Origin of the sequence: Acinetobacter sp. V2, from assembly GCF_001188385.1 — a bacterium.
GTDB lineage: Bacteria > Pseudomonadota > Gammaproteobacteria > Pseudomonadales > Moraxellaceae > Acinetobacter > Acinetobacter oleivorans.
On record NZ_JZFB01000002.1, the window covers coordinates 123,865 to 136,476 of the forward strand.

The 12,612-nt window shown below is 38.9% G+C and carries 14 protein-coding genes and 1 pseudogene; 7 read left to right on the forward strand and 8 right to left on the reverse strand.

Annotation, left to right across the window (positions count from 1 at the left end; genetic code table 11):
- On the reverse strand, positions 1–540 hold a 540-nt coding region (locus UC75_RS20945), incomplete at its 3' end, for an MFS transporter (protein WP_228137244.1).
- 371 nt (positions 541–911) lie between these two features.
- On the reverse strand, positions 912–1,277 hold the full coding sequence (locus UC75_RS09385) for a hypothetical protein (protein WP_013196731.1): 366 nt from the start codon (positions 1,275–1,277) through the stop codon (positions 912–914).
- A 224-nt stretch (positions 1,278–1,501) separates the two neighbouring features.
- Here UC75_RS09385 and UC75_RS09390 point away from each other — a divergent pair, with 224 nt between their 5' ends.
- Positions 1,502–2,089: an NAD(P)H-dependent oxidoreductase gene (locus UC75_RS09390; RefSeq protein ID WP_049837421.1), complete on the forward strand. Its 588-nt coding sequence runs from the start codon at positions 1,502–1,504 to the stop codon at positions 2,087–2,089.
- 13 nt (positions 2,090–2,102) lie between these two features.
- The gene (locus tag UC75_RS09395) at positions 2,103–2,417 is read left to right on the forward strand and encodes a putative quinol monooxygenase (protein WP_049837422.1); all 315 of its coding nucleotides are present in this window, start codon (positions 2,103–2,105) and stop codon (positions 2,415–2,417) included.
- Positions 2,418–2,464: 47 nt separating this feature from the next.
- On the opposite strand, the gene UC75_RS09400 is transcribed toward UC75_RS09395, so the two are convergent.
- Both UC75_RS09400 and UC75_RS09405 read right to left on the reverse strand, forming a co-directional pair.
- A complete protein-coding gene (locus tag UC75_RS09400) occupies positions 2,465–2,833 on the reverse strand; it encodes a hypothetical protein (RefSeq protein ID WP_004789750.1) in 369 nt (122 codons plus the stop codon).
- A gap of 94 nt (positions 2,834–2,927) precedes the next feature.
- The gene (locus tag UC75_RS09405; protein WP_004789757.1) at positions 2,928–4,337 is read right to left on the reverse strand and encodes an FAD-binding oxidoreductase; all 1,410 of its coding nucleotides are present in this window, start codon (positions 4,335–4,337) and stop codon (positions 2,928–2,930) included.
- A 378-nt stretch (positions 4,338–4,715) separates the two neighbouring features.
- Here UC75_RS09405 and serA point away from each other — a divergent pair, with 378 nt between their 5' ends.
- From serA to UC75_RS09420, 3 genes are all read left to right on the forward strand, one after another.
- Positions 4,716–5,948 carry a phosphoglycerate dehydrogenase gene (serA, locus tag UC75_RS09410; protein ID WP_004789759.1) on the forward strand — a complete coding sequence of 411 codons (1,233 nt, stop codon included), beginning with the start codon at positions 4,716–4,718 and terminating at the stop codon, positions 5,946–5,948.
- A gap of 98 nt (positions 5,949–6,046) precedes the next feature.
- Positions 6,047–6,940 (forward strand): EamA family transporter, encoded by an 894-nt coding sequence (locus tag UC75_RS09415; protein ID WP_049837423.1) that lies wholly within the window; start codon positions 6,047–6,049, stop codon positions 6,938–6,940.
- A gap of 83 nt (positions 6,941–7,023) precedes the next feature.
- Complete coding sequence (locus UC75_RS09420) at positions 7,024–7,887, forward strand: EamA family transporter (protein ID WP_049837424.1); 864 nt, start codon at positions 7,024–7,026, stop codon at positions 7,885–7,887.
- A 7-nt stretch (positions 7,888–7,894) separates the two neighbouring features.
- Here UC75_RS09420 and UC75_RS09425 read toward each other — a convergent pair whose 3' ends face one another.
- The 3 genes from UC75_RS09425 to truB all read right to left on the reverse strand — a co-directional run bounded on the left by UC75_RS09425 (position 7,895) and on the right by truB (position 10,252).
- Entirely contained in the window at positions 7,895–8,338 is a 444-nt protein-coding gene (locus UC75_RS09425; RefSeq protein ID WP_001019905.1) for a hemerythrin domain-containing protein, read from the reverse strand.
- A 212-nt stretch (positions 8,339–8,550) separates the two neighbouring features.
- Positions 8,551–9,327 carry a sulfite exporter TauE/SafE family protein gene (locus UC75_RS09430; protein ID WP_005301047.1) on the reverse strand — a complete coding sequence of 259 codons (777 nt, stop codon included), beginning with the start codon at positions 9,325–9,327 and terminating at the stop codon, positions 8,551–8,553.
- 19 nt (positions 9,328–9,346) lie between these two features.
- On the reverse strand, positions 9,347–10,252 hold the full coding sequence (gene truB / locus UC75_RS09435; protein WP_049837425.1) for a tRNA pseudouridine(55) synthase TruB: 906 nt from the start codon (positions 10,250–10,252) through the stop codon (positions 9,347–9,349).
- A 153-nt stretch (positions 10,253–10,405) separates the two neighbouring features.
- Between truB and UC75_RS09440 the strand changes: the two genes are divergently transcribed.
- Both UC75_RS09440 and UC75_RS09445 read left to right on the forward strand, forming a co-directional pair.
- The gene (locus UC75_RS09440; RefSeq protein ID WP_049837426.1) at positions 10,406–11,437 is read left to right on the forward strand and encodes a lipase secretion chaperone; all 1,032 of its coding nucleotides are present in this window, start codon (positions 10,406–10,408) and stop codon (positions 11,435–11,437) included.
- Between the two features lie 116 nt (positions 11,438–11,553).
- Complete coding sequence (locus tag UC75_RS09445) at positions 11,554–12,495, forward strand: lipase family alpha/beta hydrolase (protein ID WP_107880603.1); 942 nt, start codon at positions 11,554–11,556, stop codon at positions 12,493–12,495.
- 53 nt (positions 12,496–12,548) lie between these two features.
- Here the strand turns inward: UC75_RS09445 and UC75_RS20950 are convergent.
- Positions 12,549–12,612 (reverse strand): annotated as a pseudogene (locus tag UC75_RS20950) (50S ribosomal protein L19); the annotation flags it as partial.

The window sequence follows — 12,612 nt, forward strand, 5'->3', positions numbered from 1 at the left end:
TAATGCCAATACAGCAATGGCGACAAAGCCCCAATGCCAAGACACATAATCAATTAAAAAGGCTCCAAGTACAGGCCCCAACAATGGTGCAAGCAATGAGATATTTGCCATGAGCGCCATAACTTTAATTGCATCACGCTCAGCAAAACTCTCTTGAATAGCGGCATAACCGACTGCGGAGATTACAGTTAAGCCAATTCCCTGCAAAAATCTTAATGCAAGAAATTGTTCTATTTGCCGCGTTAGTAAAATTAAGAAGCAGCATAGAGCAAAAAACAAAACCCCTGCTAGCAGTACTTTTTTACGCCCGAGACGATCTGACAATGGTCCAAGTAACCACGCAACCGTAGCGCCACCTAATAAATAAAATGACATTGAAGATGGAGCCCAAGTTGCACTTACACCAAAATCTTCAGTAATTGCTAACATTGCTGGCTGAATAAGGTCATTGCCAATATAAACCGCAAATTCAAATAGCACTAAGGCCAAAGGAAACATCAACGTTGTACGGTTCAACGTTGTCGTTTGAATATTTTTCATGAGTTGTACACTTCAAAATAGCGGCCAAAATGTCTCAGCAACTACATATTGAAATAAATAATGTAGTCATGACGATGACAGTATGGTCTATCAATCTTTAGTTAAGTTTTTATATGCCGTGAGAGTGCATGTTTAGAATGTGAAACACCGTATTCACAAGGTGTCTAAAACGAGAAAAAATGTATGACGTGAGATTCGGTAATTTTTACCAATTGGCACAATTGCCGAGCGCAACAATAGCACTTTTTAAATTGATCAGCAATCATGCAATTTCAAGAAGCTTAAATTTCAGTTTTTTGTACTAAAAGACCCACAAATTCTTGTTGTGCACAAACTCAAAGTTATCCACATATTCGATAAAAAATTAAGCATTAAGGACAAGGATTAACTTGAAAGTCTGGGGCATCTTGTCCTTGTGTACATTGATAGCTTTGCTTTTTATTTACAATTTTCCAGACTTGCTGGTCTCGCTTTAATAAATATTCTGTACGGACTTTTGTTATCGCATCTTCGCTCGGATCTGTCTGTAAAATAGTGACTTGAGCATTAGAGGGATCCTCGGCAGCATTCATTTGCTGTGAAATATCCAAATTGTTTGCATCATTTAAAAGATCGGGCTGATCAAGTAATACCGCTTGTATCGGGCTATCAGCAAGTTGAGCAGAAGAATTTTTCGCTGGGGCACATGCTGTTAGCGTTACAAGGCTAAAAGCAATCAGCAAACTCATTTTTCTCATACATGATCTCTTAGATTTACTCAAATTTAATGCTAAAGACTACAAATAATTTTTTCCGTTCTACTTTGTAAAGTATTCATCTTTAATGTGGAAAATAAAATGATGCATCAAATCAATATTAGTGACTTTTAATCAATAATATTTTTCCTATTCATGCATTTTTCAACAAGAGTAAATTCCGTAAAGTACACATCAAATTTAGGAATTTAATTAGAGCAACTCTCATGAGCAATATTTTAGTGATTAATGGCGCCAAACAATTTGCCCATTCAAATGGCGAATTAAATGACACGCTTACGACATTGGCAACCGACCATCTCACTGAGCTAGGCCATGAAGTTCAAGTGACTCGTGCAGATAGCGACTACAATGCAGAAGCTGAAGTAGAAAAATTCTTATGGGCAGATGTTGTTATTTATCAAATGCCAGGTTGGTGGATGGGTGCACCTTGGACTGTGAAAAAATATATTGATGATGTATTTACGACAGGTCACGGTTCACTTTATGCAAGTGATGGTCGTAGCCGCTCTGATGCTTCAAAAAAATATGGTTCAGGTGGTTTAATTCATGACAAAAAATATATGTTGTCATTGACTTGGAATGCACCAATGGAAGCATTTGACGATGCAGATCAGTTCTTCCACGGCGTAGGCGTAGATGGTGTTTATTTACCATTCCATAAAGCTAATCAGTTCTTAGGCATGGGCACATTACCGACTTTTATTGTAAATGACGTGATTAAAATGCCTAACGTTGATAGTTATGTTGAAGAATATAAAGCACACTTAAATAGTGTTTTTGCAGCAGCTTAATAAGGAGAAATCCATGCTAACCATTATTGCAGAAATTCGCACCAAGTCAGCTGGGCAGCATCGTCAAAACGTATTGGATGCTTTTCAAAAAATTATTCCAACTGTTTTAGCCGAAGATGGTTGTCATGGTTATGAACCTTTAATTGATCACAAATCAAATGCGAGCTTCCAAACCCACGAGCCTGACACAATTGTGATGTTAGAAAAATGGGCAAGCGTTGCTCATCTTGAAGCACATTTGGCTACACCTCATATGCAAGCACATCATGAAGCAGTTAAAGATGATGTCATTGATGTCAAAATTAAAATTTTAGAAAGCGGCGTATAATTTAGCCCATAAAAAAAGACGATATATTTATCGTCTTTTTTTATATTTTAAGAACAAAGCTGTGTTTGAAAACCTCTAGAGCCTTTCCCTCTCGCACACTGATAGCTTTTTTGCTTATTCTGCAACTGCCACTTTTCATCTACTAATTTAAATGCATATTCTGTTCGAATGGCAGAGACAGAGTCATCCATTAAACCTGTTTGAATGACAACAATACGGGAAACTGTTGGAGATTCTACTCGGTTAAACACTTGCTGAACTGAGGTGTTATTGTGCTCTTTTACAATCTCAGGTTGAGCTTTAAGTACTTGTTGCATTGGGGTTTCGGAACCCACAAAAGGAATTAATTTACTGGTCGTCGCACACCCAGTGAAAAGTCCAGCACAGAGCGCTGAAATTAAAAATAAACGTTGCATTTTTATCACCAAAAATAAAAGGCATAGCTTTATGATGCTATGCCTTTGTCGGTTACTCTGTAGAAACTATGTAGTCCTACAAAATAGATCTAATTTAAAGATCAAATAATTTACCTGGGTTCATCAAACCATTCGGATCAAATACTTTCTTCAAAGCTTTCATATATTCAATTTCTTCAGGCGAACGTGAATATTCCAAATATGGCTTTTTCGTCATACCTACACCATGCTCGGCAGAGATTGAACCATCGTATTTTTTCACGGTATCAAACACATATTTATTCACAACCTGACACTTCGCAAAGAACTCATCTTTGGTTAAGTTTTCAGGTTTTAAAATATTTAAGTGCAAGTTACCGTCACCGATATGACCGAACCAGCAAATTTCAAAATCAGGATAGTTTTCTTGAACAATTGCATCAATCTCACGAATAAATGCAGGCACGTGAGTAATTAATACTGAAATATCATTTTTGTATGGAATAAACGGCGCGATTGATTCAGAAATATCTTCACGTAAACGCCATAAACTTTCTACTTGGTCAAGACTCTGGCTCATTACACCATCAAGTACCCAACCCTGCTCCATACAATGCTCGAAGATTTCCATTGCTTTATCGAGAATCGGCTCATATGGCGCTTCAAACTCAAGCAATACATAGAATGGACATTCAGTTTCAAATGGACGTTGTACATGCCCGTGGTCTAAAACTTTTTGCATTGCAAGTTCACCAAAGAACTCAAATGCAGTTAAATCGATATCTTTTTGGAACGCATGTAATACAGGCATTACTGCATCGAAATCTGGAACACCTAAAACTAAAACTTGTAAGTTTTGTGGTTGGCGCTCAAGTTTAATTTCTGCTTCAGTCACTAAACCTAATGTACCTTCACCACCAATAAACAAATGCTGTAATGCATAACCAGTTGCATTTTTAACCATGCCTTTGTTTAAACGTAAAATATCGCCTTTACCAGTGACAACAGTTAAACCAAGCACCCAATTACGTGTCATGCCGTATTTAATAACTTTAATACCACCGGCATTGGTACCGATATTACCGCCAATCTGGCTAGAACCCGCTGACGCGAAATCAACCGGATAATACATACCTTGCTCTTCAGCATAGTTTTGCAATTGTTCAGTCACTACACCAGCTTGCACTCGTACCATACGATCTGCTGGGAAGAACTCAAGAATCTGGTTCATTTTGTCCATGCTAATGACAATTTCACCATTGGTTGCTACAGCGCCAGCAGAGAGACCAGTACGACCGCCTGACGGTGTAATCGCGATATTAAACTGGTTCGCAAGCTTTACAACTGCCTGAACTTGTTCAGTGGTCGATGGAAAAACGATGACCGATGGGTTCGGATTAAAATGCTTGGTATGATCTTTACCCCAGTTTTCGAGACTATCAGCATCGGTTTTAATACGGTTTTCACCGACGATTGCTGTTAATTGGGTGAGTAACTCAGGTGTTAAAGCGACTGGAGCATTCATCGTTTGCAGACCTAGCAAGAAGTAAACTATGGTGGGACTATGACTTCATATTTTCAGGGTTCTCACCTGAGCAAAGCCATAATGTTCAAGGAACTCCTATATTCTACATGCAACAGCCCAAGCGATAAAGTTCAGAATAGAGATACTGTCACTACAAAACATGTTTAACGTAAATAAATGCTTTTCTATGAGACTTTTAGAGAAAAATCGTATTTAAATCTCATACCAAACCTATTCTAAATGACTCACAAGCCATAAATAGAAGTGATTAGACATAGATAAAATTGCCATAAGACGATGGCGCAAACGAAATATCTATAGTACCGACCATTATGTTATGATAGCGCCACCAAATTTGGCCTTTGTAGCGGAGCCGTAATGAGCCAACATCTTTCACTACCTAAAGATAAAATCCGTTTCCTTTTGTTAGAAGGCGTTCACCAAAACGCAGTCGATACTCTAAACGCTGCGGGTTACACCAATATTGACTATCGCAAAACTGCTCTTGAAGGCGAAGCACTAAAAGAAGCTGTTAAAGATGCTCACTTTATTGGTATTCGTTCGCGTACCCAATTGACTGAAGAAGTTTTCGAAGCTGCAAATAAATTGATCGCAGTGGGCTGTTTCTGTATCGGAACAAACCAAGTTGATCTTAAAGCAGCTATGGCACGTGGTATTCCTGTATTTAACGCACCGTATTCAAATACGCGTTCGGTTGCAGAGCTTGTACTTGCTGAAACAATTCTTCTCCTTCGCCGTGTTCCTGAAAAATCGGCGGCTTGTCATCGTGGTGGTTGGGACAAGTCTGCTGTCGGTTCTTTCGAAACTCGTGGCAAAACTTTAGGTATTGTAGGTTACGGTTCCATCGGTTCTCAGCTTTCTGTTCTTGCTGAAAGCTTAGGTATGCATGTGATTTATTACGATGCAGTAACTAAATTACCAATGGGTAATGCTCGCCAAGTTGGTTCGTTAGACGAACTTTTAGCGACTGCTGATGTAGTTACATTACATGTGCCTGATGTTCCATCTACACGTAACTTCTTCACTAAAGCACAGTTTGCAAAAATGAAAGAAGGCGCAATCTTCCTAAATGCTGCACGTGGTACATGTGTAGTGATTGAAGATTTAGCAGATGCCATCAAATCTGGTCATATTGCTGGTGCAGCGGTTGACGTATTCCCTAAAGAACCAAAAGCAAATGGCGAAGAGTTTGTTTCTCCACTTCGTGGCTTAGACAATGTGATTTTGACTCCTCACGTTGGTGGTTCAACCATGGAAGCGCAAGCAAACATCGGTTTAGAAGTTGCAGAGAAATTTGTTGCTTACTCTGACAAGGGTATGACGCTTTCTGCGGTAAACTTCCCAGAAATCGCGTTACCATTAACTGCTGGCCAACACCGTTTATTGCACATCCACAAAAATGTACCGGGCGTATTGTCTAAAATCAACAACTTGTTTGCTGAGCAAGGCATCAACATTTCTGGTCAATCACTCATGACTAAAGGTGACATCGGTTACCTCGTAATGGACGTTGACGCTTCTGCTTCTCACGAAGCTTTAGATATGTTGCATGAAGTTGAAGGGACAATTCGCGTGCGCGTATTGTTCTAATACGAACTGTAAATTTAAAAGCCACAGCATTGTCTGTGGCTTTTTTATGGACATTTACATTATCATGTGAAAAGTATACCAATCGATCAAATAATAAAATGTCCAGTTCGAACCAGAAATCTCAGCTACATGCGTTAGGTTTTCTTATTCTTGCCATGTTAAGCGTTCAAAGCAGCGCATCTTTAGCTAAATTTCTGTTCCAGAGCTTTCCTACCCTTACCGTTTCAGCAATGCGCTTATGCTTAGGTGCAATTATTCTGGCCTTTATTTTTAGAATTTGGCGAATTAATTTTAGTCAGGTTCGTTGGAAAGCTATTTTAGCGTATGGCTTTGCTCTTGCAGGAATGAACGCACTTTTTTATCTGTCAATTGAACGGTTACCCATTGGTATTGCAGTTGCTTTTGAATTTATTGGCCCCTTAAGTGTGGCCTTATACCATGCACGCCAAAAATATGATTTTGTCTGGGTCAGTTTAGCGATTGTTGGCCTCATTTTACTTTTCCCTTTCAATCAGGCTCATAGCCTAGATTGGATCGGAGTATTATTTGCGGTTAGTGCTGGCGCATGTTGGGCACTTTATATTATTGCTGGACAGAAACCGTCAGGTATATCAGGCAATCACACTGTGTGTTTAGGAATGAGTGTGGGCGCATGCATCTTATTACCTATTACTTTTTTCTCAGGCTCAATAGGGCAAGTTATAGAGCTCCCCTATCTTGTTTATTTTATTGGTTTGGCAATTTTAGCCAGCGCATTACCCTTTTCTTTAGAAATGCTAGCCCTACGTAATTTAACGCCCTTAAGTTTCGGAACATTGATGAGCCTAGAGCCCGCAGTTGCTGCACTTTCTGGTTTTATCTTTTTAGGTGAATATTTGTTATGGAATCAATGGTTGGCACTAGCAACAATTATTGCAGCTTCGGTCGGTTGTACCATAACTACCCAAAAAGCACGTCAGGAACGTGAAAAAACACTAAGTAAAATCAACTAAAACCACGAGTTAAAACATGGCATTCGCTATAATTAACCCTTGTTAGTTTTAAATAATATTTGATGAGGCCCTAGGGTATTTCCATGCAGAATCTTCCCATTATTGCTGTGCTATATATGATTCTGTCGATGGTCTCATATCAAATCAGCGCTTCATTTGCTAAGCAGCTCATTGCAATATTAGATCCTCTTACCGTTACAGTTTTAAGGCTGAGTTTTGCAACGGTTATTGTCGCCATCATGTTCCGCTCATGGAAAATCTGGTCACGTTTACCCTATTTAAAATGGCGTGATTTATTGATGTACTGTGCGTCTTTGGGTCTCATGAATATTTTATTCTATACGTCGCTTGGAAAGTTACCTCAAGGGATTGCAGTTGGCTTAGAGTTCATTGGTCCATTAGGTCTAGCTCTACTTTCTATTAAACAAAAGAGTGACTACATTTGGGTGGCATTTGCGATGTTAGGTATTGCACTGATGGTACCTTGGCAAGACCCAACGCAACACCACTTTTCCTATGTCGGTGCTGCCTGCGCACTAGGTGCTGGATTTTGCTGGGCCTTCTATATTTATTTTGGTCAGAAAGTTGTGACCCAAAATATAGGGATGCACGCTTTAACCATTGGAATTGGATTATCTGCCTTGACCTTACTACCGATTAGCATCTGGCATAATGCTCCTGCATTACTTGAAACGCAGTACTGGGGTAAAGCATTACTTATTGCTATTTTAGCGACCGCTATTCCATATGCACTTGATTTAATGGCACTCAAACAACTTACTAAATTGACTTACGGCACCCTAACGAGTTTAGCACCAGCATTGGCAGCATTAACGGGTTTCTTATTACTTCACGAAGAAATCAGCATGCTGCAATGGATGGCTTTAGGTTGTGTAATGTTGGCATCAATTGGGGTGACTTTAAGAAGTACTAAAAAAGTAGCATAGTTAAATACTATTGCTGCTTTTTATACTTTTTATATTCCTTTAAATATTTATTACCGAGTGTTTCTTTTTCACTATCTTTAAGAATTTTTCCCGCCTGTTGAAAAAATTTATGTTCTTCTTCTTTTAAATGATGATGAACTTTTTCACTCAACTGTTTGGCAGTTGCTAACCAGCTTGGACTACTCATATCGGTTTTTTCGAGCTGCTCGACCAACTCATCCATTTCGTGATGCTCAGATAAAGCATGTCTCGTAATATCTAAACCGACATCATCAAACATTAAAGGAATATATAAATAACGATCTTCGGCAACTGAATGGGCATAAAGTTCATTTTTTAATGCATCAAATAGTTCTTTTCTTTCTTCAGTTAAACCATGTGTCTGAATAAGTTGTTCAGAAAGGTTACGTTGATTTTCATGGCTTTCTCTTAATGCTTCGAAAATATTCATTCTCTTCCTCATTTTTTAGCTAAAAAATCTTTTTTATTTCAAGGTTTATCATACGTTGAAATTTATAATGTTTAAGTAGCTTAAAATGAGACTATTTTTTACACAGTTTTCTTTCTAGTAAACTTCTGTAATGATTTTTATATTTCTAATTTTAAATGATACATAAAAGTATGAACTGCATTTTAGGAACAGCTCATACTTTTTAATCTTATTTAACCCGTAACAAACATTTGATAGCCCAAACGGCAAATCAGAATACTCACTAAAATTAAAAAGATAATACGAACAAATCCACTACCGTATTTAAGCGCGGTACGTACCCCAACAACAGAACCAAGCACGTTTGCAACAGCCATCATTAAACCAATATGCAAAATAGCGTGACCTGTCGGAATGAGGAAACTCAAAGCAGCTAAGTTCGTCATAAAGTTACCGATTTTTGACAAAGCTGAAGCATGCAAGAAATCAACTTGTAAAAAACGGATAAAGAAGAAAATAAAAAAACTACCTGTACCCGGCCCAAAAATACCGTCATAAAAACCAATCGCCAAACTACCTATAGCAGCTAAAATCAGCATTTTATTGGTAATTTTTTGCTCAGTGTGAACCTGTCCGAAGTTCTTTTTAACTAGCGTATAAACGGCAATCACAATCAACATCACGAACACGAAAGGACGTAATACCGATTGAGGAATAAGCGATAGACAAGCTGCCCCAGCAAAAGAGCTAATCAGAGCACAAATGGCAATAACTGCTAAAAGCTTCCACTGCAATTTTACTTTTTTAGCAAATGTATAAGCTGCCGATGCCGTACCAAAAATGGATGAGACTTTATTGGTACCAATCACCGTAGCAGTCGACATGTTAGGAAAAGTGCTCATGATCCCGGGAATCTGGATGAGTCCACCGCCACCTACAGCAGCATCAATTGCTCCCGCAGTAAACGCAAAAAAGATCAAACTTAGGATAACGTCCCATTCCATGCCCATGCTCTATACTCTACATCTACTACAAATTTAAGATACGCTTAGGTACCAACCGTTTTTTATCGGTAATCTCAGCTAAGCCTAAACAGCGCTCACCTGAAAAAACCAAAACTTCTGCTTCTGCAGAATGCTCAATATTGCTTTCTAAACCGTTGCAAAAATATTTTTCACGCCCTTCAGGCACCTGAATTTTCAGGAAATGGTCAACCGGAGCATAAACAGGAAGTAACAATGCTTCTCTTTGCTCTTCAGTTAAGCTTTCCAAATGTTCAATGGTATAACTCGGAATAAGCTCAAAATGTCCTGTTTGAGTCCGGTTTAGCATCGTTAAATGCCCACCACAACCAAGTGTTTCACCAATATCTTCACCGAGTACACGAATGTACGTTCCTTTAGAACAAGTGACATCCAGAGTGATACTATTTTCGGTAAATTCAATGAGCTCTAAAGCATAAATTGTGACTGGGCGTGCTTCACGCTCAATTTCAATACCTTTTCGGGCAAGCTCATATAATGGTCTGCCTTCTTTTTTCAAAGCCGAATACATCGGCGGAACTTGTTGAATATCACCTCTAAATTTTTCTAAGGTTTGTTCAATAAGCTCTTGGTTAAGAACAGGAACGGAGCGTTCTTGTAGAATCTCACCTTCCACATCACCTGTCGTTGTGGTTTGCCCCAATCGAACAGTGGTTTGGTAGCGCTTTGTTGAGTCCAGCAAATAATGTGAGAACTTGGTAGCCTCTCCCAAACATATCGGGAGTAAACCTGTCGCCAATGGGTCTAAAGCTCCTGTATGACCTGCTTTTTGGGCGCGATATAACCAACGCACTTTTTGCAAAGCCGCATTTGAGCTGAGCCCTAATGGTTTATTTAATAGAAATACACCACTGATATGGCGACGAGAAATTTTTTGATTTTTTGTCGTCATTTTTACTGGAACACAAAGCTAGAAAAAAGTGCCGACATGTTAGCAAATTCGACAAGATATTTTCACAATATTTAGGTGCCTTTTCACTTATTTTATGGCACATTAATGATCGAGTAAAAAAACAACAAATTAAAACTTAAGGAAGATATCTTTATGCAAGGGATGCAGAAGAAGGTATTGTGGTGCGTGCTCGGATTTTTTATTTTGAGCCTCATTGCATGTGTCTATTGGTTAAGTCCTGACTCAAAAAACACATCAGCCCAAGTCAATGAAAATACAACTCAAAATCTAGCATCAGTTCCACCCACAGATCATTCATCGCTAAATGAAGATGCGTACCATAGTAAAAGTCAGCAAGACACTGAAGTTAACTGCCAGTTAAAAATTGATAGTTCCCAACATTTGGTCGTGAATAGTCAAACACGTGACTGCTTTGAATATTTTATTACTCAATATGGCGAAAATGATTTAGAACAAATCAAAAATCACTTTGGGAAATTCATTCAAGGACAATATTTAGAGCCAGCCCGCTCACAAATCATGGATTTATGGACCCGTTATTTAAAATATCGTGAACAGCTTGCTCAAATCCAAACACCTTCTGCAAAACAACAAGATAAAAATTATTTTCAAAAGATCTTTAATTCAATTCAAGATATAAGAAAACGTTTCTTTTCGACTTCTGAAATTGAAGGCCTTTTCTCGAGCGAAGATATCTATCAGAACTATACGCTAGATCGAATGCAGATACTTGAAGACTCTTCTCTAAGCGAAATTGAAAAAGCACGAAAACTTAAAGAACGTTTTGAAGAACTTCCAGAAGACTGGCAACAAAACCTGCAAGAACTTTCTAAACTTGATGATTTACATACACTGACCAAACAAATTAAAGCTCGTAAAGGGTCAGCAGAAGAGCTTAGACAAATGCGTACAGCACTCGTTGGAGCCGAGGCGACTCAACGATTAGAAACTTTAGATACAGAGCGGAATGCTTGGCAACAAAGGGTCACAAGTTATCTCGATGGTCGAGATGAAATTATTAAAAGTAACATGAGTGATAGCGCCAAAAATCAAGCTATTCAACAGTTACGCCAACAACAATTCAATTCATCACAAGAACAACTAAGACTTCGAACTTTTGAAACGGTCCATGATCAGGGAGGTGAGCTGCCATTTAATTATTAAGCCTTTCCTTTTTGGGAACTGGCTAAACATTCACTAGCAGTAAGAAGCTGCTTTTCATACAAAATAAAAATAGTGAGTAAAAAATGAAAAGGAAGTTAATGTTTTTCTGCGCTGCAATGCTCTCAGGACTGAGTATTTCAGCGGCCCATGCAACAAATGCTGAACAAGTTAAAAGCTCGTTCGTTTATTCATCTTACGCACAAACAAAATATCCAATGGTTTTTAATCATGGTATGGCGGGTTTTAATAGAATTGGAACAGATACGCTTGGTCTCGATTACTGGTACCAAATTCTTCCTGATCTTGCCCGCAATGGAGGAAATGTCTGGGCAACAAGGGTCTCACCATTTAACTCAACAGAAGTGCGTGGGGAACAACTTGCCCAGCAAGTAGAAGAGATTATTGCCATTACTGGTAAACCTAAAGTCAACTTAATCGGTCATAGCCATGGGGGTCCAACAATTCGCTATGTGGCCGGTATCATGCCAGAAAAAGTTGCCTCACTTACCACGATTGGTGCGCCTCATAAGGGATCACCAATGGCAGATGTCATTCTGAACGTTGAGGGTACTCCTCTGTCTGGACTGGCAACGTTAGTAAATTGGTTTTCAGCAGCGATTACTTGGGCAGGAGGTCTAGATCCAACTAGCTACCCGCATGACTCTTTAGCAGGCGCCCATAGCTTATCAACTAAAGGTTCAGCTCAGTTTAATACTCAATTCCCTATGGGTGTACCAACCACTTCTTGTGGTGAGGGAGCATATCAAGAGAAAGGCATTTATATGTATTCTTTCTCTGGAAATAAAGCCTTAACCAATCCATTAGACCCATTTGATATTGCTCTTACAGGTAGTAGCTTGGTGGTCGATCCATTTGGTGATAATGATGGACTTGTTTCTCGATGCAGTGCCAAATTTGGTAAAACAATTCGTGATGATTACAACTGGAATCATTTAGATGAAGTGAACCAAGTACTTGGAATACGTTCTATTTTTGCATCAGATCCAGTCTCGGTTTACCGTCAACATGCAAACCGTTTGAAACTTCAAGGACTGTAATTTTTTAAAACAAAAAATGCGCCAAAAGGCGCATTTTTTTACTCGCGATAAGCTTACGCTTTACGAGCTGGTAATTTTTCACGAATACGTGCAGCTTTACCAGACAAGTCACGGAGG

Excerpts from the sequence above, each read along its gene's own strand:
- UC75_RS09445 (WP_107880603.1), top strand. The coding sequence starts at position 11,554 with ATGCTCTCAGGACTGAGTATTTCAGCGGCCCATGCAACAAATGCTGAA.
- UC75_RS09405 (WP_004789757.1), bottom strand. The coding sequence starts at position 4,337 with ATGAATGCTCCAGTCGCTTTAACACCTGAGTTACTCACCCAATTAACA.
- UC75_RS09440 (WP_049837426.1), top strand. The coding sequence starts at position 10,406 with ATGCAAGGGATGCAGAAGAAGGTATTGTGGTGCGTGCTCGGATTTTTT.
- UC75_RS09425 (WP_001019905.1), bottom strand. The coding sequence starts at position 8,338 with ATGAATATTTTCGAAGCATTAAGAGAAAGCCATGAAAATCAACGTAAC.
- UC75_RS09385 (WP_013196731.1), bottom strand. The coding sequence starts at position 1,277 with ATGAGAAAAATGAGTTTGCTGATTGCTTTTAGCCTTGTAACGCTAACA.
- truB (WP_049837425.1), bottom strand. The coding sequence starts at position 10,252 with ATGACGACAAAAAATCAAAAAATTTCTCGTCGCCATATCAGTGGTGTA.
- UC75_RS09415 (WP_049837423.1), top strand. The coding sequence starts at position 6,047 with ATGTCCAGTTCGAACCAGAAATCTCAGCTACATGCGTTAGGTTTTCTT.
- UC75_RS09395 (WP_049837422.1), top strand. The coding sequence starts at position 2,103 with ATGCTAACCATTATTGCAGAAATTCGCACCAAGTCAGCTGGGCAGCAT.
- UC75_RS09390 (WP_049837421.1), top strand. The coding sequence starts at position 1,502 with ATGAGCAATATTTTAGTGATTAATGGCGCCAAACAATTTGCCCATTCA.
- UC75_RS09400 (WP_004789750.1), bottom strand. The coding sequence starts at position 2,833 with ATGCAACGTTTATTTTTAATTTCAGCGCTCTGTGCTGGACTTTTCACT.
- serA (WP_004789759.1), top strand. The coding sequence starts at position 4,716 with ATGAGCCAACATCTTTCACTACCTAAAGATAAAATCCGTTTCCTTTTG.
- UC75_RS09420 (WP_049837424.1), top strand. The coding sequence starts at position 7,024 with ATGCAGAATCTTCCCATTATTGCTGTGCTATATATGATTCTGTCGATG.
- UC75_RS09430 (WP_005301047.1), bottom strand. The coding sequence starts at position 9,327 with ATGGGCATGGAATGGGACGTTATCCTAAGTTTGATCTTTTTTGCGTTT.